The 26,605-nt window shown below is 70.8% G+C and carries 21 protein-coding genes; 10 read left to right on the forward strand and 11 right to left on the reverse strand.

Going from position 1 to position 26,605, the window contains the following annotated elements:
* Window positions 1-11 precede the first annotated feature (11 nt).
* From mutL to ileS, 5 genes are all read right to left on the reverse strand, one after another.
* Entirely contained in the window at window positions 12-1,868 is a 1,857-nt protein-coding gene (mutL, locus tag ACOEQ2_RS05480) for a DNA mismatch repair endonuclease MutL (protein WP_419730371.1), read from the reverse strand.
* Window positions 1,869-1,930: 62 nt separating this feature from the next.
* Window positions 1,931-2,476 carry a DUF3035 domain-containing protein gene (locus ACOEQ2_RS05485; protein WP_419730372.1) on the reverse strand — a complete coding sequence of 182 codons (546 nt, stop codon included), beginning with the start codon at window positions 2,474-2,476 and terminating at the stop codon, window positions 1,931-1,933.
* 84 nt (window positions 2,477-2,560) lie between these two features.
* Entirely contained in the window at window positions 2,561-3,379 is an 819-nt protein-coding gene (locus ACOEQ2_RS05490; RefSeq protein WP_419730373.1) for an aldo/keto reductase, read from the reverse strand.
* A gap of 51 nt (window positions 3,380-3,430) precedes the next feature.
* Window positions 3,431-3,964, reverse strand: a complete 534-nt coding sequence (gene lspA, locus ACOEQ2_RS05495; RefSeq protein ID WP_419730374.1) for a signal peptidase II — start codon at window positions 3,962-3,964, stop codon at window positions 3,431-3,433.
* Window positions 3,961-6,942, reverse strand: a complete 2,982-nt coding sequence (gene ileS / locus ACOEQ2_RS05500; protein ID WP_419730375.1) for an isoleucine--tRNA ligase — start codon at window positions 6,940-6,942, stop codon at window positions 3,961-3,963. Before ileS ends, lspA begins: the two co-directional genes overlap by 4 nt.
* A gap of 183 nt (window positions 6,943-7,125) precedes the next feature.
* On the opposite strand from ileS, the gene ACOEQ2_RS05505 reads away from it, so the two are divergent.
* From ACOEQ2_RS05505 to ACOEQ2_RS05515, 3 genes are all read left to right on the forward strand, one after another.
* Window positions 7,126-9,303 (forward strand): hypothetical protein, encoded by a 2,178-nt coding sequence (locus tag ACOEQ2_RS05505; protein WP_419730376.1) that lies wholly within the window; start codon window positions 7,126-7,128, stop codon window positions 9,301-9,303.
* Window positions 9,304-9,305: 2 nt separating this feature from the next.
* Complete coding sequence (locus ACOEQ2_RS05510; protein WP_419730377.1) at window positions 9,306-10,334, forward strand: glycosyltransferase family A protein; 1,029 nt, start codon at window positions 9,306-9,308, stop codon at window positions 10,332-10,334.
* Between the two features lie 69 nt (window positions 10,335-10,403).
* Window positions 10,404-11,141 carry a glutathione S-transferase family protein gene (locus tag ACOEQ2_RS05515; RefSeq protein ID WP_419730378.1) on the forward strand — a complete coding sequence of 246 codons (738 nt, stop codon included), beginning with the start codon at window positions 10,404-10,406 and terminating at the stop codon, window positions 11,139-11,141.
* Window positions 11,142-11,172: 31 nt separating this feature from the next.
* Here ACOEQ2_RS05515 and ACOEQ2_RS05520 read toward each other — a convergent pair whose 3' ends face one another.
* The 5 genes from ACOEQ2_RS05520 to ACOEQ2_RS05540 form a co-directional block, all read right to left on the reverse strand.
* The gene (locus ACOEQ2_RS05520; RefSeq protein WP_419730379.1) at window positions 11,173-12,156 is read right to left on the reverse strand and encodes a bifunctional riboflavin kinase/FAD synthetase; all 984 of its coding nucleotides are present in this window, start codon (window positions 12,154-12,156) and stop codon (window positions 11,173-11,175) included.
* The gene (gene mtnC, locus ACOEQ2_RS05525; protein WP_419730380.1) at window positions 12,153-12,878 is read right to left on the reverse strand and encodes an acireductone synthase; all 726 of its coding nucleotides are present in this window, start codon (window positions 12,876-12,878) and stop codon (window positions 12,153-12,155) included. Before mtnC ends, ACOEQ2_RS05520 begins: the two co-directional genes overlap by 4 nt.
* Window positions 12,879-12,891: 13 nt before the next feature.
* A complete protein-coding gene (locus tag ACOEQ2_RS05530) occupies window positions 12,892-13,431 on the reverse strand; it encodes a 1,2-dihydroxy-3-keto-5-methylthiopentene dioxygenase (protein ID WP_419730381.1) in 540 nt (179 codons plus the stop codon).
* A gap of 72 nt (window positions 13,432-13,503) precedes the next feature.
* On the reverse strand, window positions 13,504-13,857 hold the full coding sequence (locus tag ACOEQ2_RS05535) for a twin-arginine translocase TatA/TatE family subunit (protein WP_419730382.1): 354 nt from the start codon (window positions 13,855-13,857) through the stop codon (window positions 13,504-13,506).
* A gap of 142 nt (window positions 13,858-13,999) precedes the next feature.
* Window positions 14,000-14,656 (reverse strand): RecX family transcriptional regulator, encoded by a 657-nt coding sequence (locus ACOEQ2_RS05540; RefSeq protein ID WP_419730383.1) that lies wholly within the window; start codon window positions 14,654-14,656, stop codon window positions 14,000-14,002.
* Between the two features lie 99 nt (window positions 14,657-14,755).
* Between ACOEQ2_RS05540 and ACOEQ2_RS05545 the strand changes: the two genes are divergently transcribed.
* From ACOEQ2_RS05545 to ACOEQ2_RS05570, 6 genes are all read left to right on the forward strand, one after another.
* Complete coding sequence (locus ACOEQ2_RS05545; protein ID WP_419730384.1) at window positions 14,756-16,006, forward strand: aspartate aminotransferase family protein; 1,251 nt, start codon at window positions 14,756-14,758, stop codon at window positions 16,004-16,006.
* Complete coding sequence (argF, locus tag ACOEQ2_RS05550; protein WP_419730385.1) at window positions 16,003-17,067, forward strand: ornithine carbamoyltransferase; 1,065 nt, start codon at window positions 16,003-16,005, stop codon at window positions 17,065-17,067. Before ACOEQ2_RS05545 ends, argF begins: the two co-directional genes overlap by 4 nt.
* Window positions 17,064-17,381, forward strand: coding sequence for a hypothetical protein (locus tag ACOEQ2_RS05555; RefSeq protein WP_419730386.1), 318 nt, complete (start codon window positions 17,064-17,066; stop codon window positions 17,379-17,381). Before argF ends, ACOEQ2_RS05555 begins: the two co-directional genes overlap by 4 nt.
* Before the next feature lie 98 nt (window positions 17,382-17,479).
* A complete protein-coding gene (locus tag ACOEQ2_RS05560) occupies window positions 17,480-18,466 on the forward strand; it encodes an Hsp33 family molecular chaperone HslO (RefSeq protein WP_419730387.1) in 987 nt (328 codons plus the stop codon).
* A 123-nt stretch (window positions 18,467-18,589) separates the two neighbouring features.
* A complete protein-coding gene (locus tag ACOEQ2_RS05565) occupies window positions 18,590-19,930 on the forward strand; it encodes a hypothetical protein (protein ID WP_419730388.1) in 1,341 nt (446 codons plus the stop codon).
* Window positions 19,930-21,072, forward strand: a complete 1,143-nt coding sequence (locus tag ACOEQ2_RS05570) for a hypothetical protein (RefSeq protein WP_419730389.1) — start codon at window positions 19,930-19,932, stop codon at window positions 21,070-21,072. Before ACOEQ2_RS05565 ends, ACOEQ2_RS05570 begins: the two co-directional genes overlap by 1 nt.
* Before the next feature lie 571 nt (window positions 21,073-21,643).
* On the opposite strand, the gene ACOEQ2_RS05575 is transcribed toward ACOEQ2_RS05570, so the two are convergent.
* Window positions 21,644-23,857 (reverse strand): protein-disulfide reductase DsbD family protein, encoded by a 2,214-nt coding sequence (locus tag ACOEQ2_RS05575; RefSeq protein ID WP_419730390.1) that lies wholly within the window; start codon window positions 23,855-23,857, stop codon window positions 21,644-21,646.
* A 114-nt stretch (window positions 23,858-23,971) separates the two neighbouring features.
* Between ACOEQ2_RS05575 and hrpB the strand changes: the two genes are divergently transcribed.
* Window positions 23,972-26,452: an ATP-dependent helicase HrpB gene (gene hrpB / locus ACOEQ2_RS05580; protein ID WP_419730391.1), complete on the forward strand. Its 2,481-nt coding sequence runs from the start codon at window positions 23,972-23,974 to the stop codon at window positions 26,450-26,452.
* The last annotated feature ends 153 nt before the right edge of the window (window positions 26,453-26,605 follow it).

The raw sequence follows: 26,605 nt of genomic DNA on the forward strand, positions 1-26,605 counted from the left end.
CCAGAGCCCGCCTAGCGACGGCCGAACATCCGCTCGATCTCGGCGCGGCTGAGTTTCAGGTAGGTGGGACGGCCGTGGCTGCAGGTCGCCGCGCGCGGGGTGGCCTCCATCTGCCGGAGCAGCGACTCCATCTCCGCGACGCCGAGCCGCCGCCCGGCGCGGATGCTGCCGTGACATGCCATGCGGGCGATCACCGCATCGAGCCGTCCGGTGAGGGTGCCCGTCTCCTGCGGGGTCGCCAGCTCGTCCGCACCCAACTCCTCCGCCAGGTCGCGCAGCAGAGCTTTCGGGTCGGGATTGCCCAGCAGCGCCGGAACCGACCGGAGCAGCACCGCCCGGCCGCCGAATGGCTCGATCTCGATACCGAACGCCGCCAGCGAGCCGGCAAACGCCATCAGCCGCTCGGCATCGCGCCCAGGCAGGTCGACCACTTCCGGCAGCAGCAGACGCTGCGCGCTAATCGCGCCCTGCAGATACTGGTCACGCAGCCGCTCATGCGTCAGCCGCTCGTGCGCCGCATGCTGGTCCACCAGCACCAGGCTGCCATCGGAGGCGACCGCGATCACGTAGGTATCAAGCACCTGCGCCACCGGTGCACCCAGCGGATGCTCAAGTGTCCGGGCGGCGTCAGCAGGATCGTCAGGTGGAGCGACCGCCGGCGCCACCGCCAGCCGGGTCTCGTCACGCGGCATCAGCACCCTGGCGGAGGGGCCTGCGTCGTAGGCCAGTCCCGCCTCGGCAAAGCCTGCAGGACCCGGGTCCGTCCGCCGTTCCGGGGGATACCAGATGCCGGCTCCGGGCCGCCTGGCGGTCAGCAAGCCAGACCGCAGCCCGGCATGCCCGGCACCGCTGCCGAGCGCCCGGCCGAGGCTGCCGATCACCAGCGATCGCACCCCCGCCGCGTCGGCGTAGCGCAGCTCGGTCTTGGCCGGGTGCACGTTCACGTCCAGCCGTTCGGCCGGGATCTGCAGGAACAGCGCGGCGACGGCATGCCGCCCCTGCTCCATGACCGGACGGTAGGCGACACGCAGCGCCGTTCGCAGCACCGGATCAGCCACCGGACGCCCGTTCACCACCAGGAACTGCCCGTTGACCGTGGCGCGATGCACCGCCGGGCCGCAGGCAAAGCCGGACAGCGTCATCCCGTCGCGCTCGCCGTCGACCGTCAGCAGCCCCTGCGGGCCGGCATCACCAGCTTCATCGGCAAGCAGCACGGCGAGGCGCGCAGCCAGGCTCTGCGCCGGCAGGTCGAGCAGCACGCGACCGTCGATCTGCAGCCGGAAGGCGATCTGTGGCGCGGCCATCGCCAGCCGGCGCACGGCGATTTCCGCATGCCCCGCCTCGACCCGGACGCTCTTCAGGAACTTGCGCCGGGCTGGTGTCGCGAAGAACAGGTCCTCGACCAGCACCTGGGTGCCGATCGGTCCAGCACAGGGTTCCGCCGGATGCAGCAATCCACCCTCGACCCTGAGCCGCCAGGCCTCGCCGCCCCCGCCGCCCGGCATTCGCTGCTTCGATGTCAGGCACAGCCGGGCCGCCGCGCCAATGCTGGGCAGCGCCTCGCCGCGGAATCCCAGCGTGCCGATCGAGACCAGGCTTTCATCGGCAAGCTTGGAGGTGCAGTGCCGCTCCACCGCAAGGGCGAGGTCGGTCGCGGACATGCCGATGCCGTCATCGACGACCTCGATCCGGTCGATGCCGCCACCGACCAGCGAGACGGCGATCCGGCCGGCCCCGGCATCGATCGCGTTCTCGACCAGTTCCTTGACCGCCGCAGCCGGCCGCTCGATCACCTCGCCGGCAGCGATCCGATTGACGACCCGCTCAGACAGCCTGCGGATCCGGGGGGAGATCAGGCTTTCAGGCATTTCCGGGACGGCACGATCAGGAGAGTCGGCCGTGCCCGGAAGCAAAGGATCGCCGTCCGTGGCTAGAACAGGCTGCCGAAGAAGCCAGGCTTGCTCACCTTGACGGTCGGGGTGGCGCCGACCGTCGGGCTGCGGCCGAGAGCTGCGTTCTCCTGCAGCCGCTTGCGCTCGGCCGCGGAATCGACGACCTCGCCCGCCTGGCCGCCCTGCCAGAACATCAGCTCGTTGACGAAGCCCTGGCTCGGATGATCGAGCGCACCACCGGTCGGCGCCTGCGCGCTCGCCTGGCCGGCATTTGCGACCAACGCCTGCTGTCCGGCGCTGGTGGAGCCGCCCGCACCCTGGAGGGCGACGTTCGGTGCCAGGGTTTCGAGCGCCTGCATCTGCGTGCTCTGTTCCTGCGGGCGATCGGCGCCGGGCGTCGGCGGCGTCAGGCTGGCATCCGGCGGCATCGACAGCGGTGCGCGCGTGGTCACGGTGAACTCGTCGGGCGCGGTCCGGGTCAGGCCGAAGTCACGCTCGATCTCCTCCCCACTGCAAGCAGAGAGCAGGGAGCCGACCGCCACGAAGGCAGCCAGCAGGGCGATGCGAGGATGGCGCGCGGACATGCCCGCCTCATAGGATGGAAACCACACCCGGGCAAGCATGTCGCACAGGACTTCCCGGACGCCGAAGCAGCGCCCGGCGTGCGGTCAGAAATTGTCCGGGTCGGGGCCGATCCGGCGACCGGTGTCGAGTTCGCGCATCTGCTGCATGTCGTCGTCATCCAGCGCGAAGTCGAACAGGTCGATGTTCTCGGCGATCCGCGACGGGGTGATCGATTTCGGGATCGCCACGATGCCGCGCTGCATGTGCCAGCGCAGCACCACCTGCGCCGGTGTGCGGCCATGCTTCTCGGCCAGCGCCACGATCACCGGCGCATCGAGTTCGCCCTGGGCCAGCGGACTCCACGCCTCGGTGACGATGCCATGCGTCTCATGAAAGTCGTGCAGCTCGTTCTGCGGCAGGCTGGGATGCAGCTCGATCTGGTTGACCGCCGGCACGATGGCGGTCGCGTCCAGCAGCCGCTCGAGATGGGGGATCTTGAAGTTGGAGACGCCGATCGCCCGCACCCGCCCGTCCTGCTTCAGCTTCTCGAAGGCGCGCCAGGTATCCAAGTACTTGTCCAACGACGGCTTCGGCCAGTGGATGAGGTAGAGGTCGACATACTCCAGTCCGAGCCGCTTCAGGCTGGCATCGAACGCCGTGAGGGTGGAGTCGTAGCCCTGATCGTCGTTCCACAGCTTGGTGGTGATGAACAGCTCGTCGCGTTCGATGCCGCTCGCCTTGATGGCGGCGCCCACGCCCTCCTCGTTGCGATAGATCATCGCGGTGTCGATGGAGCGGTAGCCGGCCTCGAACGCCATGCCGACAGCGCGCTCCGCCTCTTTCGGATCGACCTTGAACACGCCATAGCCGAGCTGCGGGATGGCGTTGCCCTGGTTCAGGCTGATCGTGGGGACATGGACCATTCGACGTTCTCCGGACACTGCCCGCCTAGAACAGCCGAACCGGCCCTGCGTTCAGTTCCGTTTCGCTCGGGAGTCGAAGAGGCTGTCCAGCAGCAGCACGCCGACCCCGCAGACGATCGCAGCGTCGCCGACATTGAAGATGTAGTCCCACGACACCGTGCCGATATGGGCATGGATGAAGTCGACGACGGCGCCGAAACGCAGCCGGTCGATGACGTTGCCGATCGCCCCCCCGGCAATCGCACCCAGTGCCGCTGCCACCCAGGGCTTGGGTGTGCGTCGCATCCAGAACAGCAGCAGCACGACGACCACGACGGCGATCGCGCTGAACAGGAACCGGCCTGCCGCGCCGACACCACCAAACATGCCGAACGTCACCGCGTGGTTCCACACCATGATGAAATCCAGCACCGGCAGCACCCGGACCTCGCCGCGCGCCGCCAGGTCGAGCCGGTCGAGGATCCACCACTTGCTGGCCTGGTCGGCTGCCAGAACCGCGAGCCCGATCGCGAGGCCGAGCGGCAGGAAGCGTCCGCTGTCGGGCGCGGTCCGGTTGGCCAGCTCCGAGGCGTCGGTGCCGCTCATGCCGGCTCGGTCGCCAGGCTGGCCGCCGCCTCGGGCTCGGAGACGACGGCGACGCAACGCAGGCAGAGCGCCGGGTGGGCTGCCACCTCACCCACCTCGTCAAGCACCCGCCAGCAACGGGCACATTTCTCCCCGGACGCGGCCATCACGATCGGCAGCGAATGCGGTGCGATGCCGTCGGATGCGCCCCCGCCTGCCGCACCCTCGACGGCGTCCGTGAACAGCGACTCCGATGCCGCGTCGACCTCGATCTCGACCCGCGACACGATCGCGAGCTCCTCCCAATCGACATCGGCGAGGCCCCCCGCTTCCGCGCCGGACAAGCTGAGCTTGACCTGCGCCTGCAGCGAGGAGCCGACCAGGCCATCACGCCGCGCCGCCTCGATTGCCGTGGTCATCAGGCGCCGGACCGCGCGCAGCCTGACCCAACGCTCCCCGAGCGCCGGATCGTGCCACTCCGCCGGCAGGTCCGGGAAGGATTGCAGATGCACGCTGCTGCCGTCCCCGAAGCGTGAGGTCCACGCCTCCTCGGCGGTGAACACCAGCACCGGCGCCAGCCAGGTCGCCAGCAGCCGATGCAGATGATCGAGCACCGTGCGCGCAGCGCGGCGGCGCGGGCTGGCTGGCCCGTCGCAATAGAGCGCGTCCTTGCGCACGTCGAAATAGAATGCCGACAGGTCCGCCGCACAGAAGCCGTGCAGCGCCGGATAGACGCCGACCCATTCATGCGTCTCGACCGCCCGCTGGATCAGCAGTCCGAGCTCCGACAGCCGGTGCAGCACCCAGCGTTCGAGCTCGGGCATCTCGGCATACGGCACCTGCTCGGCCTCTTCGAAGCCGTCGAGCGCGCCCAGCAGCCAGCGCAGCGTGTTGCGCAGCCGGCGATACAGCTCGCCCTGCTGCTTGAGGATCTCCTTGCCGATCCGGAGGTCCTCGTTGGTGTCCGAGTTCATCACCCACAGGCGCAGGATGTCGGCGCCGAGCGTGTCGTTCACGTCCTGCGGGGCGGTGACGTTGCCGAGCGACTTGCTCATCTTGCGGCCGGACTCGTCGAGCACGAAGCCGTTGGTCACCAGGGCGCGGAACGGGGCGATGCCGCGGGTGCCGACACTCTCCAGCAGGCTCGACTGGAACCAGCCGCGATGCTGGTCGGAGCCTTCCAGATACAGGTCGGCCGGGAACGGCAAGCCGGAGCCGTTGTCGGGACCCAGCACGAACGCATGCGTCGAGCCGCTCTCGAACCACACATCGACGATGTCGAACACCTGCTCGTACTCGTCCGGGGCGCGGTCCGGGCCCAGGAACCGCGCGGGCGGCGACGCGTACCAGGCATCCGCACCCTCCTGCCGGAACGCCTCGACCACGCGCTGCATCACCGCCGGATCGCGCAGCACCTCGCCCGACCGCCGGTTGACGAACACCGCGATCGGCACGCCCCAGGCGCGCTGGCGGCTGATGCACCAGTCCGGGCGCCCGGCCACCATCGCGGTCAGGCGGTTGCGGGCCTGCGCCGGCACGAAGGTCACGTCCTGCAACGCCGCGAGCGCCTTGGCGCGGATGCCATCGGCCGGATCACCCCCGGGCTCGCCATCCATGCGGATGAACCATTGCGGCGTGGCCCGGAAGATCACCGGCGCCCGCGACCGCCAGCTATGCGGGTACGAGTGCACGATCTGGCCGCGCGCCACGAGCCCAGCCGGCGCGCGCTCGACGTCGGTTTCGTCCGACACCGAGGCTGCCATCGCCGCGGCCAGGGCTGCACACACCGGATCGGCCGCCTTGAACACGTGCACGCCGGCAAACCCCGGCACCCACGCGGCGTAGCGGCCATCCGCCTCGACGGTCTCGGCAACGGGGATCCCATGCGCGGTGCTGAGCGCGAAATCGTCCTCGCCGTGCGCCGGCGCCATATGCACCAGGCCGGTGCCGGCGTCGGTGGTGACGAAATCGCCGGCCAGCATCGGCACGTCGTGGTCGTAGCCGCCCTCATAATCCGGCAGCCCGCGCAACGGGTGCGCGCACACGGCGCCCTCCAGCGCAGACCCCGGCAGCGTGTAGAGCACGTGCTGCTGCAGGATCCCGGCGGCGGCAGCGAACGGCTCGATCAGCGCCTCGGCGACCAGCAGGCGGGCACCCGGCTGCAGCCCGGCCGACGATTCCGCTGGTTGAGCGGCCACCTCGTCGACCCGCAGCACCACGTAGGTGATCTCGGGACCGTAGGCGATCGCCCGGTTGGCCGGGATGGTCCACGGCGTCGTGGTCCAGATCACCGCCGAGACGCCCTCGAGAGCATGGCCGGGGGTGGGATCGCGGACGATCGGGAACGCCACCCAGATCGTCGTGCTGGTGTGGTCGTGGTACTCGATCTCGGCCTCTGCCAGCGCGGTCTTCTCGACCGGGCTCCACATCACCGGGCGCAGACCGCGATACAGCGAGCCGTTGGCCAGGAACTTGCCGATCTCGCCGGCGATGGCGGCCTCGGAGGCGAAATCCATCGTCGCGTAGCGTCCGGCCCAGTCGCCTTGGATGCCCAGGCGGCGAAACTCCTCGGCCTGGACGCTGAGCCATTTCTGCGCGTAGGCCCGGCATTCGGCGCGGAACTGCAGCACCGGCACCTGGTCCTTGTCGCGGCCGGACTTGCGGTATTCCTCCTCGATGCGCCACTCGATCGGCAGCCCGTGGCAGTCCCAGCCGGGCACGTAATGCACCGCGTAGCCGCTCATCCGGTGGGCTCGGTTGACCACGTCCTTCAGGATCTTGTTGAGCGCGTGGCCGATATGCAGGTGGCCGTTGGCGTAGGGCGGCCCGTCATGCAGCGTGAAGGCCGGCCGTCCGGCGGCGGCCTCGCGCATCGCCTGGTCGAGGCCCATCGCCGCCCAGCGGGCCAGCGTCTCGGGCTCACGCTTCGGCAGGTCGCCGCGCATCGGGAATGTGGTCCGGGGCAGGAATACGCTGTCGCGGTAGTCGGTCTCGGTCATGCTGCCGTTCTTTTTCACGCCGGGTGCATATGCGGAGCGCCGCCCCGGCGGGTCAACCGGGCGGGTCTTCTGGCTGGTCGGCGCCACCAGGAGCCGCCCGACCGGAAACCCCGATCGCTTGACGCCGGCGTGACTCCCTGGGTATCGAGAACGTTACATTCTGGCGGCTTTCAAGGGCGGTTCATGGAGTTTGCGGCCGCTGCCCTGTCCGGCTGGACCCTCGACGAGCGGTTCATCGACACGCTGGTCGCCAGGTCCGCCGGTGTCGACATCGTCTCCTTCGACATCTTCGATACCGCCGTGACGCGCAGTCTCGACAGCCCGGCGGACGCCTTCGCCGAGATGGAGCGCCGCCTGGCCGCCAGCCTTGGCGCCGGACTGGGTGCCAGCCTGGGCGCAGGACTGGGTAATGACGCGGAAGGCTACGCCGAGCTGCGCGAGCAGGCCGAGTGCCGGGCCCGGCTGCACCACCAGGCGCGGTCAGGGGCAGAGGAGGTCGATCTCGAGCAGATCCTGGACGCGCTGCTGGAACTGCGGCCCGGCCTTGCACCAGACCGGGACGCGCTGCGCCGGCTGGAGCTCGCGGTCGAACAGGACCTGCTGCTGGCGGTGCCGGACATCCTGGAGGCGACCCGGCGGCTCGTGGCGCTCGGCCGCCCCTACATCCTGGTCTCGGACATGTATTTGCCGGGTGCGTTCCTGGCCGGGCAACTCCGGCGCCTCGGCTATGCCGGGTGGCAGGCGCTGCATGTCTCGTCGGAAACCGGCGCCACCAAGGCCACCGGCCGGCAATGGCCGATCATCCGCGCCGCGCTGGGGTCCGGGTCGACGCCCGGGGCCGAGGTGCGGATCCTGCATGTCGGCGACGATGCGCATTCCGACGGCAGCGAGGCGCAGGCGAACGGGATCGAAACGCTGCTCTACACACGGGCGCGTTCGGAGCGACGCCTCGCAAGCCGCCTGACCCCGGACGTGCTGCCGTTCGCCCGCAGCCAGCGAGCGGCGATGCTGCACGCACGCCGGACCCCCGACGCCGCATCCGAGGCCGGCGGAAAACCTGCCGCCTGGCACGATCTCGGCCGGGTGTTCGGCGGCATCGTGGTCGGCGGCTTCATCCGGTGGCTGGCCGAACGCGTGCAGGCGCACGGCGTCACCGCGCTGCAGTTCGCGGCGCGCGATGGCTGGCTGATCCGCGAGGCGTGGCGGCGCTCCGGCCTCGGTGAGCAGCTCGGCGTCGAGGACCATTATCTGTGCATCTCGCGCCGCACGGTGAACCTGGCGCGCGGGTTCCTGGACACCGCCAGCCAGCTCGACGACCAGCCGGGCCGGGCCCCCCGCCTGCCGGACTGGCTGCTGGAGTTCCTCTCGACCACCAGCGGCACCGTGTCGGTCGGGACCGCGCTGAAGCGGTTGCCGCTGGACCCGGGAAGCGATGTCGGCCGCGCCCTGGCGGCGGCATTCGGCTCGCTCGATGCCACGCTGACCTGGCCGGATGGCTGCCGGCTGTTCCAGACCATCCTGCAGCGCCACGCCGGATCGGTGCTGGAGGTGCTGCGGCAGAGCCATGCCGGCCTGACCGGCTATCTCGTCCAGGAGGGGTTCGACCGGCCCGGCCGCATCGGCTTCGTCGACATGGGGTGGCACGGCACCATGCAACGCTCGCTGCAACGGCTCGCCCTGCGGCCGGCGGACAGCCTGTGCGGCTTCTATTACGGGCTCTGGCAGGCGGCCATCGGCAACCGGCACGGCGCCGGGCTGATGGAGAGCGCCTTCGCGTCGGAGTTCATCCCGCCCGGAGAGCAGCCCGGCATGCTGGATGCGGTCGGGATCCTGGAGGAGCTGCACAGCGCGCCGCAGGGCACGGTGTCCGGCTACCGGCAGCATGACGGGCGCTGGGAGCCGGTGTTCGCCGATCATCCGGACGAGCAGCGCCAGCATGCCGAGGCCACCCGCCACTTCCAGGACGGCACGCTCGAAACCATCGAGGCGATGTTCCAGCCCGCTTCCACCCGCGCCGCTCCCGGGACGCTGCCGCTGCGCCCCGAGATGCTGACGCCCGATGCGGTGCGGGCAGCGATCGACGCCGTGTGCCTGTCGCCCTCGGCCGGCGAGCGGGCGCTGCTCGGCGCGATCGGCCATTGCGGCACCTTCGATCATATCGACTTCGACCCGCTGGTGCCGCCGGACTGCCCCGCCGATACCGATGACCTGGTGGCGCTGCATCGTCGCTGCGAGTGGCGCACCGGCACCATGCTAGCCTGGTGCGACGCCGCCGGTGGCGCCCGCCGCGCGGAGCTCCACAGCCTTGCCCGCAGCCTGCTGGCGCATCATGGCGGGCGCAACCTCAGGCAGTACGTCTGATCGTGACCGTCGCCATCGTCCTGCGCACCCACGACCGGCCGATCCTGCTCGCACGCGCCCTCGCCAGCGTTCTCGCGCAGACCCACGAGGCATGGCAGCTGACCCTGCTCAACACCGGCGATCCGGCGCCGGTGGACGCGCTGGTCGCCGTCTATCGGGTGGCGTTCGCCGGCCGCCTGGTGGTGCGGCACGAGACGCACACGCCGACGCTTGCAGAGCTGGTGCCGGCCCCTCCGGTCCGGGATCGGCCTGCGCCGCGCTACTGGGCGCTGCACGACGATGACGATGCCTGGCACCCCGATTTCCTGCGCCTGGCCTTGGGGTTCCTGGAGCATCCGGAGCGGCGCGCGCATGTCGCGGTGGCGACCCATTGCTGGCAGGTCACCGAGCGGATCGAGGCAGGCGGCATCGTCGAGGAGGCCCGCGGAGATGCGTTCTCGGCGCCCCACCCGGTCGCCGTGTCGGCGCTGCTGACCGGTGCGGTGCTGCCGTCGATCTGCGTGCTGGCCCGTGCGGAGGTCCTCGCCGGCCTGCCGGCACCGGCGCTGGCGGCGGATCTGGTGCTCGGGCTGGCGCTGGCGGGCGAGATCGGGGTGATCCCGCGCCGCCTGGCATTCCGGTATCGACGCAGCAGCCGGGTCGGGCCGTATGCCAATCGGTCCACGCGACCGGAGAACGACGCGCCGGGCCTGGACATCGCCGAGGCCAACCAGCGCCTGCGCGAGCTGGCCGCACGCGAGCCGGCGCTGCTCGGGCTGATCCCGGCGACGGCGAGCCTGCTGGCGGAGGAGACCCGGCGGGTGACGGCGCTGCTCGATCGCAATGCCGGCTGGGGCCACGGCCGCCATGCCGACCTGCAGGAGCGGTTGATCCGCATCGAGACGGCGCTCGAGGCGCTGATCCCGTCAGAGAGCGCTGCATCCGGCTTCGAGATGGCGGGCCCTGCGGCCAGGAAACGGATCCTCGACGGGGTGCGGCGAGCCTCGCTGCCGCCGCGACGCCTGCTGGCCCGGCTGCGTGGCCGGATCTGACGCCTCCGAGAGGCGCGAGGCCGTGTCAATAACGAGACCGACGCGCGTGGCCGGGCTATACAGGGCCGCATGAGCCTCCAGAACGTCCGACCGGACGCCTGCCGCGACAGCAAGCCACGCCTGTACACCTCGCCGTCGGCGTTCCCGAACCCGCAACGACTGCGCCTGTTCCTGCACGAAAAGGGCATCGCCGCAGAGGTCGAGGAACTGGTGTTCGACGCCGCACCCCCCGGCGCCGGGCTGACCTGGAAGCATCTGCGGCGTAACCCCTGGGGCGAGACACCGACCCTGGAGCTCGCCGACGGCACCGTGCTGGCGGAAACCGCGGCGATCGTGCGGTTCCTCGACGAAGCCTATCCGGGGCGCCGGATCACCGGCGACACGCCGCTGGAGCAGGGCCTCGACGCGATGTGGGACAGCCGCATCCGGGTGCAGATCCTGCAGCGCATCACGACGATGTTCCAGGTCATGCAGGAGGGCCTGGTCTCCAACCTGGAGGCGAACGAGAACGCTGCGTGGGGCCGGCGGTGCCGCCGCGAGGCGCTGGCGCACGCAGCCCTGGTCGACCGGCACTTCGCAGACGGCCGGCACTGGCTGCTGGGCGGAGCGGAGCCAGGTTTCGCGGACATCACGCTATGCACCGCGATCGCGTTCTCGAAATTCCCGGTGAACGCCACCCCGCTCGACGAGCAGTTCGAGCGGCTGGGCGGGTTCTGGTCACGCTGGAAGCGCCGGGACAGCTTCCGGCTGGCCTACGCCGACGGCGGCAGCGGACTGGCGGAGCTGGACTACCTGACGGCCTCGTGAAGCTCGGGCCCCTGAAGGTCGGGCCTGACCGTCAGGTAGGCGTGAGGCGCCGCAGATAGTCGCGAGCCCAGTCGGCATCGAGCGTGATCTGCGCCTTCAGGGCGTCCAGGCCATCGAACTTGCGCTCCGCCCGCAGCAGCGTATGCAGCGACACCAGCAGCTCCTGGTCGTACAGGTCGCCCTCGAACTCGAGCAGGTGCACCTCGAGGCGGCTCTCGGTGGTGTCGTTGACCGTAGGCCGGCGGCCGATATTGGCGACCCCAGGGCACGTGGCGCCATCCGGCAGCCTGACACTGACCGCATACACGCCGCGCGCCGGCTCCAGATGCCGCCCGAGGCTGATATTGGCGGTCGGGAAGCCCAGCAGCCGGCCGCGCTTGTCGCCATGCCGGACCACGCCGCGCACCGACCAGGGCCGGCCGAGCTCTTCGGTCGCACGCTCGGGATAGCCATCCAGCAAGGCCCGGCGGATGCGGCTGGAGGAGAACGGACCGCCGGCATCGGCCAATGCCGGCACGACGGTCAGGCCGATGCCCAGCGCCTCGGCCTGGATCGCCAGCGTGGACACGTCGCCGCCACGCCGGTGCCCGTAGGCGAAATCGGCGCCGCAGGCCAGGTGAAGCGCGCCGAGCGACCGGTGGAGGACCTCCCCCACGAACCGTTCGGCGGAGAATTCGGAGAACTCCCGGTCGAACCGGATCTCGAACACATGCGCCACCCCGAGCGCTGCCAGCGCCGCGTGACGCTCATCCGACAAGGTGAGGCGGAATGGCGGATCCTCGGGGCGGAACAGCTCGCGCGGATGCGGTTCGAAGGTCAGGACGCCGAGCGGCGCATCCGGCCGTGCCGCATGCAGCGTGCGCAGCAGGTGGGCATGGCCCAGATGCACGCCGTCGAAATTGCCGAGCGCCAGGATCGCCCCGCGTGCCTGGTCGGGGATCTGCCGCCAATCCGTATGCAGCTGGGCGCCGTGCAAGGCCGCACCGTGCAGCCCGGCCTTGTGCAGACTGGTCATGCCGGCGAGCCGGCGGCCGGCAGCCCGAACAGCTCCGCGACCTGGTCGAAATCCGCGGCCACCTGGTGTCTGGTGCCGGCCTGGGTCGCGTCCTCGGCTCGCACCAGCTGGCAGGTCTGCATGCCCGCTGCCTGTGCCGCATCGAGTTCTGGCTCGATGTCGGACAGGAACAGCATCGACGCCGGCCCGACGCCGAGGCATCCCGCTATCCCGGCATAGCTCCAGAGCTCCCGCTTGGCGCCGACGCGGGTGTCGAAGAAGCCGTCGAACAGGCTGGTCAGGTCCCCTACGGCGGTATGACGGAACAGCAGTTCCTGCGCCTCCGAAGACCCCGACGAATATACCGCCAAGCGAACACCATCCGCGTGCCAGCTCCGCAGCGCCGGCGCCACATCCGGATAGAGCTCGCCCACCAGCCTGCCATCGGCGTAGCCCGTGCGCCAGGTGACGCCCTGCAGGACCTTCAACGGGCCGAGCTTCTCGTCGCGATCCATCAAGGCGGTCAGGTGTTCCAGCGGGTCACGCCCCGGAGCCAGCCGGGCGAGCGCTGCCAGGGCCTCGATCACCTCGGGGTCATGCGGTGTCTGCGCGAGAAGCGCCGGCAATGCCGCCCGCGCGTGCGGGAACAACACCCGGTGCACGAACGCGACGGGTGTCGTGGTGCCTTCGATATCGACCAGGACAATATCCGGCCGGTCCCGCGCGTGCGGTTCCGCCACCATCAGAGGCGCCCCACTAGCTGACCGGGAAGCGCTCGGCGACGGTGTCACCGGTGTAGTGGGCGATCCAGCCGGTGGTGTCGGTGAACACGCGCAGCGCCGTTACGAAGGGCGGCTCGCCGGCATCGAACCAATGCGGGGTGCCGTTCGGCACCGAGATCAGGTCGCCTGCGGTGCATTGGGTGTCGTAGATGCGGCCGTCCACATGCATGACGAAGTTGCCCTTGCCATGGACGAAGAAGCGGACCTCGTCTTCGGTGTGGGTGTGCTCCGACAGGAACTTCGTCCGCAACGCGTCGCGGTTGGGGGTGTCGGGACGCAGCCGGATCACATCGGCCGTCCCGGCGCCACTCTCGCCCATCAGCCGGTCGAGATACGGCTTGTAGGCCTGCAGGATCACCTCGGCGTCGTCGTCCGGCGAAAGCTCCACGGGGCTGTGCCAGCGCTCGAACCGCACGGCGATTGCGGACAGCTCGCGGGCAATGGTGTCCGGATCTTCGGTCCGCAGAACCGCAATGTGCGGCGCATCATCGCCGTAGATGGTCAGTCGGCTCATGGCGTTGTCCTGGAAGCGGCGGCTCGGGCCTGAAACGTGGCGACGCCGCCGGTCCTCTCGGCCCAGCGTGGCTCAGCCCTGATGGCGAACCGGCTCGACGGGCGGGGACACCGGCGGATACGGCGACTGCTGCGGCTGGGCGCCCTGCTGATAAGCCGGCGCCTGCTGGAAGGGGGGCGCCTGCTGGTAGGCGGGGGCCACGTTCGGGCCGGGCGCGACCTGGGGCGCCTGCGCATGCGGTGCGGCAATGCTGCCGGCGGCCGGCGCACCATGCTCCATGGATTCGTCCTCGCCCATGTGGCGCTTGAACGACTTGATGCCCTTGGCGAAGTCACCCATGAGGGTGCTGATCTTGCTGCTGCCGCCGAACAACAGCAGCACGACCGCCAGCACGATCAGCCAGTGCCAGATGCTCAAGCTACCCATGACGATCTCCAAACCGAAAAACGGCGCTGTCCGCGCGATCGCAACTTCCGATGACATGGCGCTGACCGCCGGCGCACGCAAGCGCTGATTGGCCAGGGCGGCCTTGCAGGCGGAGATGCCGAAGCCGGAACCAGGACAGCCGCTAGAGCCGTTTCAGCTGCGCTATCAACCGCTCGGCCTCGTCGCGCTCCGTCGACAGGGCGCGTTCCGCCACATCACGACTGAACCCGGCGCGCGCCAGCATGCCCAGCGCCCGGTTATGCGCTGCCGGATCATCACCATCAGGCGGATCGTCGGCGGGATCGGCCATGACCCGGAACGGCCCGATGCGTCGCTTGCGGGCCTGCGTCAGCGCTGCCGCCAGTTCGGCCTCGGCATCCTCCGGGAGCGACGCGCGGGCCAGCTCCGGCTCGATGCCGCGCTGTCCAAGATGTGCCCCGATCGCACGGCGGGAACGCCCCGCCCGGGTCAGCGACCGTGCGCGTGCCTCCGCATAGGCCGCGTCATCCAGCACCCCCGCAGCCACCAGCGCGGCCGCCACCGAGCGCGCCGCCAGCCGCGCCGCCTTCGCCCGCTGCTCGACCTGGTCGCCGGGTTCCCCGGCATCCGCCGCCCGCATCGCCCAGCGATGGATCCGCCGGTCGAGCACCCGCACCATGCCCGCTTCCGTCGTCCCGTAGCGCGCCAGGTGGGCCATCGCCGCGTCACGCAGGCTCGCCTCCGCAGGCGCCGGCCCGACCGGACGCGGCGCTGCCGACCGGTCCCGCTGCCGCCGCCTGGATGCCGACCCGTCAGGCATCGGGGAATCCCGCAAGCGCCGGCAAAGCTGGTTTGACTTGATTCCGCACCGCACCCCACTGTGAAACGTTCATCCGGACACCACCCCGAAAGCCTGACGATGATCGCTTCGTTGATGCCCACCTACAACCGTGCCGACCTCGCCTTCGAGCGTGGCGACGGCGTCTGGCTGTACACGGTGGACGGACGACGATTCCTCGATTTCGGCGCCGGTATCGCGACCTCCTCGCTCGGCCACAACCACCCTCACCTGGTCTCCGCGATCGCCGAGCAGGCGGGGCGGGTGATGCACGTGTCCAACCTCTACCGGGTGCCGCAGGCCGAGCGTCTGGCGGCCCGGCTGGTCGAGGCGACGTTCGCCGACAGCGTGTTCTTCTGCAACTCGGGCGCCGAAGCCAACGAGGGCATGGTGAAGATGATGCGCCGTGCCCAGGCCGCCACCGGCCACGAGGAGCGGACCCGCATCATCTGTTTCGACGGCGCCTTCCACGGCCGCACCCTGGCCATGCTCTCGGCGACCGGCAACGCCAAGTACCTGTCCGGTTTCGGCGAGCCCGCACCCGGCTTCGACCACGTCCCGCTCGGCAACATGAACGCGCTGCGCGACGCGATCGGACCGACCACCGCCGGCATCATGCTGGAGCCGATCCAGGGCGAGAGCGGCGTGAACGCGTCGAGCATCCGCTTCCTGCAGGAGTTGCGGGCGGCGGCGGACGAGTTCGGGCTGCTGCTCGGCTTCGACGAGGTGCAATGCGGGATGGGCCGCACCGGGCGGCTGTTCGCGCATGAATGGGCGGATGTGCGCCCCGACGTGGTCTCGGCGGCCAAGGGCATCGGCGGCGGCTTCCCGCTCGGCGCGATCCTGGCTACCGAGGCGGTCGCCAGGCACCTGACGCCCGGCTCGCACGGCACCACCTTCGGCGGCAATCCGCTCGCCTGTGCCGCCGGCAACGCGGTGCTGGACGTGCTGCTGGCGCCGGGCTTCCTGAGCACGCCAGGTCACCCCGGCCATGTCGAGATCGTCGGGCGGGTGCTGTTCGACGCGCTGGAGCAGCTGGTGCGCGCACGTCCGGACATGTTCGAGCGGGTGCGCGGGCACGAGACCAACAACGGCCTGATGATCGGTCTGAAATGCCGGCATCCGGCAGCGGCATTGCAGGACGCGGCCCTGCAGGAGCACCTGCTGGTGGTGACCGCGGGCGACAACGTGCTGCGCATCATCCCGCCACTCGTGGTGAACGAGGACGAGTGCCTGGAAGCGGTAGCCCGCCTGGGACGCGCGGCCGAGCGCGTGTCGCCCTCCGTGGTTGCACAATCCATGGGCGCGCAGCCGGAAATGGCCGTCGAATGACCGCCGCGCTGGATACGGCCCTGCTTGCACCGGAGGCATCGGCTGCAGGCTCGCAGACCGGTGCGGCCGCCGGATTGCCGTCGCTGCGGCACTTCCTGGATCTGCAGGACCTGACCGCATCGTTGTTGCGCGAGATCATCGATGTCGCGCGCAGCATGAAGCAGGCTGCCATGCAGGCGAAGGCGCAGGGCCGGCCGGCGCACCCCGACCGGCCGTTCGCCGGGCTGACCCTCGGGCTGATGCTGGAGAAGCCGTCGACCCGCACGCGCGTGTCGTTCGAGGTGGCGATGCGCCAGCTCGGTGGCGACGTGGTGGTGCTGAGCCCGACCGACATGCAACTCGGCCGCGGCGAGACCATCCCCGACACCGCGCGCGTGCTGTCGCGGTTCCTCGACGTGCTGGTGCTGCGGACCGACCGGCCAGGCAAGCTGCACGAGCTCGTGTCGCACGCGACGATCCCGGTCATCAACGGCCTGACCAGCGCCTCGCATCCGGTGCAGCTTCTGGCCGACATCCTCACCTTCGAGGAGCATCGCGGACCGATCGCCGGCCGCATCGTCACCTGGTGCGGCGATGGCAACAATGTCGCCAGCAGCTGGATGGAGGCGGCGATCCGGTTCGGCTTCACCCTCCGCCTGGCGACGCCGGCGGAACGTCCGCCCGACCCGGAGGTGCTCGCCTGGGCCGGGCGCGAAACCCTGTCCGACCCGACCGGCACCGGCCGGATCGAGCTCGTCCAGGATGTGCGGGCGGCGGTGGCCGGCGCGGATTGCGTGGTCACCGACACCTGGGTGAGCATGTCCGACGATCCGACCGAGAACCGCCACACCCAGCTCGAGGCCTACCGCGTCGATGCCAGCCTGATGAACCTGGCGCGGCCCGACGCCCTGTTCATGCACTGCCTGCCGGCGCATCGCGGCGAGGAGGTCACCGACGAGGTGATCGAGGGGCGCTGGTCGGTGGTGTTCGACGAGGCGGAAAATCGCATGCACGCACAGAAGGCGCTGCTCGCCTGGGTGCTGGGCGGCCCACGCTGGCCCGGGATCGGAGGCCAGGGATGAACGGCATCGGCAGCGACCCGCAAAGCCCGTCCACCACCGAGGACGTGCCCTCGACGCCCGGCTGGGTCGAGCAGAGTGTCGAGGAGCTGTTCTCCACGCTTCGCCAGGGTCCGAGCCTGACCAGGTTGCGCAATGCCTATCTCGATTGTCTTGCGGCGACCCGGGCGCCTGAGGATATCGACGCGGCGCATGACCGCTGCCGCCAGGCGCTGCTGAAGGCGCTGCACGAGCAGGAGCAGGTGCCCGCTGCCGCCCTGGCCTCGCTCGAGCAGAAACTCGAGGCGCTGGAAGCGGCGATCTCCGACAGGGTGTGATCCGGGCCCCATCCTGGTGCGCTTCCTGGTGCGCATCCTCTTGCGCATCCTCTTGCGCATCCTGGCGAACCGCGCCCGGGCACCCTATTTTGGCAGCCATGGTCGATACCCCTGCTTTCCTGGATTCCGGGCGCCCCGACGTGCCCGACATCGTCGTGCCGCGCGGCCTCACGCCGTTCTTCCTGCCCAACCGCCCGGTACGCGGCCGGCTGGTTCAGGTCGGCGCACTGGCCGACGCGCTGCTGACCCGGCATGACAATCCGCCGGCGGTGAACCGGCTGGCCGGCGAGGCCCTGGCGCTGGTGGCGGGTCTCGCCTCGGCGCTCAAGTTCCGTGGGTCGTTCAGCCTGCAGGCCAAGGGCAACGGGCCGATCACCATGCTGCTGGCCGACTGCACCGATGCCGGCGCGCTGCGCTTCCATGCCCGCGTCGATCCGGAGCGGATGCCGGCGTTGCTCGATGCCGACCCGCAGCCGAGTGCCCGCGCCCTGCTCGGCGCCGGCTACCTCGCCTTCAGCGTCGACCAGGGGCCGGACATGGAACGCCACCAGGGCATCGTGGCGATCGAGGGCGACACGCTGGCGGCCATGGCCGGGCATTATTTCGAGACCAGCGAGCAGCATGCCTGCTGGGTCCGGCTGGCGTGCCGCAAGACCCAGGAGGGCTGGCGTGCCGGTGCCCTGGTGCTGGAACGGATCGCCGTCGATGGCGGCATCGCGCTGGAGCCGGAGCTCGACAACGCGATCCTCGACGACGCCGCGATCGCGCATGACGACACCGCAGCCGAGGCCTGGAACACCGCGATCATCCTTGCCTCGACGCTGGGCGATGACGAGATGCTCGACGACTCGATCAGCTCCGAGCAGCTGCTCAACCGGCTGTTCCAGACCGAGGGGGTGGCGATCGACCGTCCGCGGGCGCTGGCGTATGGCTGCCGCTGCTCGCGCGCCAAGCTCGCCGGCATCCTCGAGACGTTCCCGTCGATCGACCTCGATCACATGCAGGTCGAGGGCGACATCATCATGACCTGCGAGTTCTGTAATCTGGATTTTCGCTTCCCGCGCGAGACGGTGCACGGCAGCTGAGACGAATGCGGTCCCTCCGGGTCGGGGGGACCATCAAGATGGGCCGGCCAGGCGCGCCGTTGGCTTGCTGGCGCGGCCGTTGCTTTGTAGCGTCGGTCCGACAGTCTCTGCTGGAGGTTCCACGTGCCTATTTGGCCGGTCTCGTTTGTCGACGGCAGCGTTCAGGTGGCGGATGCCGACGGCGCGTTCTATCCGATCCTGATGGGCGGCGAGCCTGTTCGTGGCTTCAATCCGGGCTGGCGGGCACGCGGCCTGCAGACCGGCCTGCCGCCGTACCACGTGCTCGAGCTCGAGCACGACGCCGCTCCGAGCGCCTACTGGATGCTCGATGCCAGCCTGGAATACGTCTCCAACGCCGCCACCCTGCTCGCCGGGGCGCCGCTCGAGCTCTATCTGCAGCATGTCGAGCCGCTGGTCCGCAACCTGTTCGACGAGGCGATCAAGGCACCGCATGCGGCCGTGCCGGCAGCCGCCCACGCCTTCGAGGGCTTCCTCGAGAACAACGTCCGCGACCTGATCGGAAGCGTGGTGCCGACGGTGCCCGGCCGTCCGGACGTGGTGTCGGTGGCCGCACTCGATGAGCTCGGCGCTACCTACACACATGGCGGGATCAGCTTCACGCCGGTGTGGGTGTCGCAGACGCTGCGGACCGAAATGGTCTCGCCGTCGAGCCTGACCGTGCGCTCGCTCTCCAATTCAGGCGCGCTGGTGTCGCAGGAAAAGCTGGAGACGCCGAACCATGCGGTGTTCCGCTTCCTCGACCGCGAAACCGGGATGGTGTTCTACCTGTTCGTCGGCGGCGCTCCGGACGACCGGCACCTCTACGTCCCGGCAGCCTCCGTGGTGTTCAATCTCGGCCCGGCGCATGCGGGCTACGAGCCCCTGACGCTGCTGCTGATCTACTACGCGACGCACATCAACCGGGCGGTGATGCTGCCCGAGGCGGAAGGGCTGGAGCCCGGCCTGGTGCATGTCGTGCCGCCGCCGCAGGTTGGTCTGGACGAACCGCCGATCATGCACGACCCGGTTCCGGCCGAGCCGGACCGGGTGGCGGTCCCCGACCAATATGGCGAGCGTGGGCTCACGCCGGGCCTGGGCGACCCACCCTTCAAGCCATCCGTCGCCGCCTACGAGGCCGAGACCTACGCAAGCCAGTCCCACGAGAACGCCGTCCAGGAGACTGGCGCCCACGAGACTGGTGCCCACGAGGCTGGTGCCCACGAGGCTGGCACCTCAAGAAGTGGCGCCTACGATACCGGCTCTTACGAGACTGGCGCCTACCAGGCTGGTGCCCGAGAGACTGGCGACGACGCGCAGGTCGCCGCGGGCGCCGGGCCCGTCCGGCATGACCGTGCCCCGGCGGCTGCGGAGCTCGGCAGTGCGACCCGGCCGCTCGCCGATCGGCCGGTGGCCGGCCCGAAGCAGAACTGGTGGCAGCGTCTGCTCGGCCTCGGCGAGGGTTGATGAACCTCCTGGCAAACGGACGACCGGCGCAGGCGCGCATGCGGTCGGCAAGGTGCGCACTGGCCGTCGGTGCCAGCCTGGCCGCGGTCATGCTGGTCGCCGGCTGTGGCGGCGACAGCACTCCGACGCCGGTGTTCAGGCAGCCGAACTACAGCTACCTGACGCCGCTCCGGCTCAATGTCGGCCAGATCCGGATCGAGGATCACGTGCCGCCGGCGATGGGTCCCGACGATCTCGGACCGACCTCGCCGGTGCCACCCGACCGGGCGCTGAAGGAGATGGCGCAGGACCGGCTGGTGGCAGCGGGAAGCTCCGGCACCGCGGTGTTCAGCATCGACCAGGCCTCGATCACCGGTCAGCCGGGCGGGGCGCTCGACGGCACCATGGCGGTGCATCTCGACATCATCGGCAACTCGGGCGGCCATGCCGGCTATGCGGAGGCGCATGTCTCGCGGCAGTTCGTGCCCGGCTCCAACACCGGCGATGACGGCACCCGCGCCCAGCTCTACGCGCTGACCACGCAGATGATGCAGGACATGAACGTCGAGTTCGAGTTCCAGCTGCGCCGCACCCTGGGCGACTGGCTGCTCGACGCGTCCGGCGCACCGATCTCGGCTGAGATCGAGCAGCAGCCGCTCGGCGGGCCGGGTGGCGCGCCGACAACTGGTGCTGCCGGCCCTGCCCCGCCGGGAACCGGATCCGGGATCGGCGGCGGCCCGGCGTCGGTCGGTGCACCGGTGCAGCTGGCGCCGCCGCCGGAGTCGATGCCCGGTCAGATGCCGGGTGCGCCGGTGCCGGCCGGTGGTGGCCAGGCGCCGAGCCCCACGCCGAACCTGGGCAATCCCTCGGCACCTGGTCCGATGCAGCTCTCGCCGCCCCCGGGCGTGCTGCAGGCTCCATCCGGGGCGCTCCCTCTGGCTCCCGCTCCGTCCTATCCGGGACCGGTCCCCGCTGCCCCGACATATCCGGCGGCGCCCTATCCGGCTGTACCGGTGCAGTCCTCGTATCCCACCCCGCCCGGCTATCACCCGCAGGGCGGCCCGGCATACGAGCCGCAGTCAGCCTATCCGGTACCGCCCGGCTACCATCCCCAGGGTGGCGAGGGCGGAGGCGACACGCCGCCAGGCGGGACGGGCTACTAACCGGGTGGGGTGACCTGGCGGACGCGCCCGGAATTCCATCCGACGCGCGGGCAAACCAGTGCCCGCGGCGACGCCGATATGAGCGCACCGCCTCGCCGGGTCTGAAGCGGTTGATGATCAGGACTCGGGGCTGCGGCACCTTCGGGCCCACCCGGATGCGTCCGACGCCCATGGGTAACGAAGCGTCGAGGCCGTTCGGACGTTCTCAGACCGACCGGAACATGACGCGCTCATCGCCGCGTCGTCTTGGGCAGTTCGGCCCTCCCGGGCATCGCCGGGCACCTTGTCCCGCCAGCCGGCGAGCTGGGACCCAAGGGCGAGCCCATGGGGATGTTCGGCCGCCCTGAAGCCCGCGGCTCGGGTCTGGGCGTGGCCTTGCTGTCCCGGATGCTGACCATGAGGCGGAACATCAGGGGAGAGGTACGGCTGACGGTCGTCACCTTCAACCACCGTCCTATCCGCACCTCCACCCGCACCCGCTTCGAGCCGTATGGCCCTGACCGCCGGGCGCCTGTCCGAGCCCGGATCATCACGACGAGCTCAGCACGCCCATCCGACTGCACAGGCCCCGCTAGGACGAGCCCGGGTCCACGGCCCTCAGTACGAGGTTGGGGGTCAGGATCTGCGGCCAGACCTGCTCGGGTCCGACGGCCGGGTAGTAGATATAGAACGGCACCCCGTCGCGTCCGTGCGCGCGCAGGAAGCGGGTGATGCCCTCGTCGCGGCGCGTCCAGTCGCCCTTCAGCAACGCCACGTGATGCGTTTCGAAGGCGGTGCGAACCTCGGCCGAGTGGAACGCGATCCGCTCGTTGATCAGGCAGCTGACGCACCAGGCCGCACCCATGTCGACCAGGACCGGCCGGCCGGACTGGCGCAGGTCGGCGAGCCTGGTCTCGGAGAACGGCTCCCAGCCATCGCTGGCCGAGGCGGTCTGGTGGTCGTCGCCGAGCGGTGTCTTGGCAAGCCCCGGGATCAGCGCCAGTGCCGCCAGCAGGAACGCCAGCGACAGGAAGCCCGAGAACCGCGCGCCGCGGATGCCGCCGCTGCCGTCGCTCGTCGCCACCAGGCGCTGCGACAGCCCGAACAGCCAGGCCGCGGTGCCGAGCAGCACCAGTCCGGCGGCGATGGTCAGCACGCCCGCCGAGCCGCCCTCGGTGCTGGCCACCCAGGCGAGCCAGGCGCAGGCGGCGAAGATCGGGAACGCCATCGCCTGCTTGAGGATGTCCATCCACACGCCCGGGCGGGGCAGCAGGCCGGCAAGCTGCGGGATGCCGGCGACCAGCGCGTATGGCAGCGCCAGCCCGACCCCCATCGCCAGGAACACCGACATGCCGACGATCGCCGGCGCCGACAACGCGCCGGCGATGGCGCCCGCCATGAACGGCGCGGTGCAGGGGGTCGCCACCAGCACGGCCAGCAGGCCGGTCGCGAAGTCCCCGAGGTGGCCGCCGCGCCCGACCAGCCCCTGGCCGGCCCCGGTGATGTTGGCGCCGACCTCGAACGCGCCGAGCAGGTTCAGCCCGACCAGGAACAGCAGCCAGCAGGTTCCGGCGACGAACGCCAGCGACTGGAACTGGAACCCCCAGCCGACCGAGGAGCCGGCGGCGCGCAGGGCCAGCGTGATCGCGCCCAGCAGCGCGAAGGCCAACAGGATGCCGCCGGTATAGAACACCGCCGACAGCCGCTGATGGCTGCGCTCCATGCCGGACAGGCGGCCGAGCGCCATCGCCTTCATCGCCAGCACCGGGAACACGCAGGGCATCAGGTTCAGGATCAGGCCGCCACCGAGCGCCAGCAGCAGCAGCCGTCCGAACCCCACCGGCGACGGGACGTGCTGTGGCGCATCCACCGAGGGGTCCAGCGCCGGCCGGGTGCCGGGGATCGGCAGCGCGTGCGCGAGTGCCGGGATCGGTGCCGGCAGGCCGGTGGCCGGGGCCGCCTTGACCTGCAGCGCGCGCTCCTGGCCGCTGGGGTCGCGCAGCACCACTACGGCATCGAATGGCTGGCCCAGCTTGAAGTCGGAGCTCGGCTTGAGGGGGATCGTGACCGAGCCGTCATGCACGATCGGGGTCTGCGCGGCGGTCTGGTCGATCACCCCCTGCTGACCCGGGAACAGCCAGGCGGAGGCGACCGTTGTGGTCGACAGGCCGGTGCCGGACAGGGTGAAGCGGCCGTCGCGGGTGATCGTGGCGGTGAAGGGCGAAGGCAGCGGCGTGGTTGCCTGGACCGCCTCGAACAGCGCGGCCTGGGGCGATGGGTGGGCGCCGGCGGTATCGACCGGCAGCGACACGCTGAAGCTGCCATGCTCGGGCACGCACACCGTCGAGCAGGCGAGCCAGTCGGCGGTGGCGGTGAGCTGCAGCGGCCCGGTGCCGGCACCGGACGGCACCAGCTTGAGCGGCAGCAGCACGGTGCCGGTGTAGCCGTAGCTCATCAGCGGGCCGTCCGGCAGGCGCAGCGGAGTGGGCCAGGCAATGGTGGTGGTGTGGCCGGCGCCGCCACCGGAGGCTTTCACGTCGATCTCTGCCGGCTCGCCTGCATCGCCCGGGTTCGACCAGTAGGTGTGCCAGCCGGGCGCCATGTGAAGCCGCAAGCCGACGCCCAGCGACTTGCCGGGCGCCCAGCCATCCTGGTCGGTCACCAGCGTGGCGGTGTCGTGGTCGGTGGTGACGGCTGCACTTTCGGCAGCCCGCGCGCCGGGTGCGGCCAGCAGCAACAGGCCAAACAGCGCCACCAGCAAGCAGGACAGCCGGACGCGGCAGGGACGGGCAGGACGGATGGACAATTGCGTCTCCACGCACGTGGACCGGCCGGCCGGGTTCGAGACCGGCTGCGGGCGGTGCCTTGTCTTTGACACGATCCGCCGCGGCCTCATACAGGCGGCATGCTTCCTGACCCGATGCCGGACCTTCCCGTCGCCGAGGCGCTGCCGGCCCTGCTGGCGAGCCTGGCCACCACGCCCAACGCGATACTGGTGGCGCCGCCGGGTGCCGGCAAGACGACGTTGGTCCCACTGGCGCTGGCCGGGGCCGCGTGGCTCGGTGGCGGCCGGATCGTCATGCTCGAGCCGCGGCGGCTGGCGGCACGGGCGGCGGCACAACGCATGGCCAGCCTGATCGGCGAGGAGGCAGGCGGGCTGGTCGGCTTCCGCACCCGGATCGACAGCGCGATGTCGGCGGCGACCCGGATCGAGGTGGTGACCGAGGGCATCCTGCTGCGGCGGTTGCTGTCGGATCCGATGCTGGACGGCATCGGCTGCGTGATCGTCGACGAGGTGCATGAGCGCAGCCTGGACGGTGACACCGTGCTGGCATTCTGCCTGGACCTGCAACGCCAGCTGCGTCCGGAGCTGCGGCTGCTGGCGATGTCGGCGACGGCAGATGCGGCGGCTTTGTCGCAACGGCTCGGCGGCCCGGTGATCGAGAGCCTGGGTCGGATGTTCCCGGTGGAGGTCCGCCACGCTAACCGCGACATCGCCCAGTTGCGCGAGCTGCCCGATGCGGTGGCGCGCGCGGTCCGCGTGGCGCTCGCGGATCAGCCCGAGGGGGACGTGCTGGCGTTCCTGCCCGGCGTGGGCGAGATCCGCCGCACGCAGCAGGCGCTGCTCGACATGCGCGTCGACGCCGAGTTGCTGCCGCTCTACGGCGAATTGCCGCCGGGCGAACAGGACCAGGTGCTGCGGCCCCGACCACCCGGCGAGCGGCGGCGGCACGTCGTGCTGGCGACCTCCATCGCCGAGACCTCGCTGACCGTGCCTGGCGTGCGCATCGTCGTCGATGGCGGCTGGCGGCGGGTGCCACGGCTCGACCCCGGCAGCGGGTTGACCAGGCTGGAGACCGTGCGCGTCAGCCGGGCGGCGGCGACGCAGCGTTCCGGCCGGTCCGGGCGCGAGGGGCCGGGGGTAGCCTACCGGCTCTGGACCGAGATGACGGCGCGCAGCCTCGCCGTGCAGGACCGGCCCGAGATCCTGGATGCCGAGTTGTCCGGCTTCCGTCTGCAGGCAGCCGCCTGGACGGCGCTGATGGACACCGCGGCGGAAGCGTTGCCGATGCCCGATGCGCCGCCGGGCGGTGCGTTCGAGGCGGCCGGCAGCCTGCTTCGCGCACTCGGCGGCCTCGGCGAGGACGGCCTGATCACCACGCTCGGCAGCCGGATGGCCGCACTCGGCGCGCATCCGCGGCTGGCGGCGATGATGCTGGCGGCCGACGGTCCCGGCGAGGCGGCGCTGGCGGCCGACCTCGCGGCACTGCTGGAGGAGCGCGATCCACTGCGGCCGCGGCCCGTCGCGGGGGCTCGCGCCGCCGACCCGCCGTCCGACCTGCGGCTCCGTCTCGAGCTGCTGGCCGGCCGGCAGCCACCCGGCCAGGACGCCGATCGCGGGGCGCTGTCCCGGATCCGCCAGGCGGCGAACACCTACCGGCGGCGGTTGCAGGCCAATGCGCCGGCCGAGGGCGACGCGGCGGCCCTGCTCGCGGCTGGCTTTCCGGACCGGATCGCCCAGGCGCGCGGTGAGATCGGCTCGTTCCGGCTGGCTGGCGGCGGCTCGGCGAAGCTGCCGCGCGGTGACGGTCTGGCGTCCTCGAAGCTGCTGGCGGTGGCGGCGCTGCATGTGCGGGACGCGGCCCGGATCACCCTGGCGCTGCCGCTCGATCCGGACCGGCTGCCGGACAGCCTGCTGGCGCGCACCACCGAGCAGGTCGAGAGCGGGCTCGATCCGGTGAGTGGTGCGGTGATCAGCCGGCGGCGGCGGCGGCTCGGACAGCTGGTGCTCGCAGACCGCATGCTCGAAGCGGATCCGGCGGAAACCGCGCGGCTGCTGGCGAAAGCCGCCGGGGAGCGTCTCGGAACCGCACTCGACTGGAGCGACACCGCCCGCCAGCTGCAGGCCCGGGTGGCGATGCTGCGCCAGCTCGATGGTGAGGAGTCAGCGCTGCCGGACCTGTCCGACGTCAGGCTCGCGGCATCGGTGCAGGACTGGCTGGCACCGCATCTCGGCGGCCTGACCCGGTTGCCCGAGTTGCGGCAGCTGGACGTGGCTCCCCTGCTGCGCCGCCTGGTCGCGCACGCCGAGCTCGCACGGCTGGACCGGCTGCTGCCGACGCAGCTGGCGGTGCGGACCCGGCGCATCGGCATCGACTACACCCAGCCGGTGCCCACCGCTTCCGCACGCGCGCAGGATTTCTACGGCACGACCCGGCTGCCGGTGCTGGCGGACGGCCGGGTCAGGCTGCAGGTGGCGCTGCTCTCCCCAGCCGGCCGGCCAGCGGCGATCACTGCCGACCTGGAGGGGTTCTGGCGTGGTGGCTGGGCCGACATGCGCCGGGACATGCGCGGCCGCTACCCGCGGCACGACTGGCCGGAGGATCCGGGGGCGGCGTAAGCGCGTCCTTCCTGCCACAGTCCGGGCGACAAACTGTGCCGCAGAAGCCACCGCGGTGATTTCCGGATCGTTCTGGTATTAGGATGAGAGCCGATCGCCTCGAGGCTCTGGCTGAATGACCGCACCCGGACTGATCCCGTCCCGCCAGACGCT

The sequence above is a fragment of the Lichenicola sp. genome (genome assembly GCF_965198575.1).
Taxonomy (GTDB): domain Bacteria; phylum Pseudomonadota; class Alphaproteobacteria; order Acetobacterales; family Acetobacteraceae; genus Lichenicola.

Excerpts from the sequence above, each read along its gene's own strand:
- ACOEQ2_RS05530 (WP_419730381.1), bottom strand. The coding sequence starts at position 13,431 with ATGAGCCGACTGACCATCTACGGCGATGATGCGCCGCACATTGCGGTT.
- ileS (WP_419730375.1), bottom strand. The coding sequence starts at position 6,942 with ATGACCGAGACCGACTACCGCGACAGCGTATTCCTGCCCCGGACCACA.
- argF (WP_419730385.1), top strand. The coding sequence starts at position 16,003 with ATGACCGCCGCGCTGGATACGGCCCTGCTTGCACCGGAGGCATCGGCT.
- ACOEQ2_RS05520 (WP_419730379.1), bottom strand. The coding sequence starts at position 12,156 with ATGACCAGTCTGCACAAGGCCGGGCTGCACGGTGCGGCCTTGCACGGC.
- ACOEQ2_RS05540 (WP_419730383.1), bottom strand. The coding sequence starts at position 14,656 with ATGCCTGACGGGTCGGCATCCAGGCGGCGGCAGCGGGACCGGTCGGCA.
- ACOEQ2_RS05545 (WP_419730384.1), top strand. The coding sequence starts at position 14,756 with ATGATCGCTTCGTTGATGCCCACCTACAACCGTGCCGACCTCGCCTTC.
- ACOEQ2_RS05560 (WP_419730387.1), top strand. The coding sequence starts at position 17,480 with ATGGTCGATACCCCTGCTTTCCTGGATTCCGGGCGCCCCGACGTGCCC.
- ACOEQ2_RS05535 (WP_419730382.1), bottom strand. The coding sequence starts at position 13,857 with ATGGGTAGCTTGAGCATCTGGCACTGGCTGATCGTGCTGGCGGTCGTG.
- ACOEQ2_RS05505 (WP_419730376.1), top strand. The coding sequence starts at position 7,126 with ATGGAGTTTGCGGCCGCTGCCCTGTCCGGCTGGACCCTCGACGAGCGG.
- ACOEQ2_RS05555 (WP_419730386.1), top strand. The coding sequence starts at position 17,064 with ATGAACGGCATCGGCAGCGACCCGCAAAGCCCGTCCACCACCGAGGAC.
- mutL (WP_419730371.1), bottom strand. The coding sequence starts at position 1,868 with ATGCCTGAAAGCCTGATCTCCCCCCGGATCCGCAGGCTGTCTGAGCGG.
- ACOEQ2_RS05485 (WP_419730372.1), bottom strand. The coding sequence starts at position 2,476 with ATGTCCGCGCGCCATCCTCGCATCGCCCTGCTGGCTGCCTTCGTGGCG.
- ACOEQ2_RS05490 (WP_419730373.1), bottom strand. The coding sequence starts at position 3,379 with ATGGTCCATGTCCCCACGATCAGCCTGAACCAGGGCAACGCCATCCCG.
- mtnC (WP_419730380.1), bottom strand. The coding sequence starts at position 12,878 with ATGGTGGCGGAACCGCACGCGCGGGACCGGCCGGATATTGTCCTGGTC.
- hrpB (WP_419730391.1), top strand. The coding sequence starts at position 23,972 with ATGCCGGACCTTCCCGTCGCCGAGGCGCTGCCGGCCCTGCTGGCGAGC.
- ACOEQ2_RS05570 (WP_419730389.1), top strand. The coding sequence starts at position 19,930 with ATGAACCTCCTGGCAAACGGACGACCGGCGCAGGCGCGCATGCGGTCG.
- ACOEQ2_RS05515 (WP_419730378.1), top strand. The coding sequence starts at position 10,404 with ATGAGCCTCCAGAACGTCCGACCGGACGCCTGCCGCGACAGCAAGCCA.
- lspA (WP_419730374.1), bottom strand. The coding sequence starts at position 3,964 with ATGAGCGGCACCGACGCCTCGGAGCTGGCCAACCGGACCGCGCCCGAC.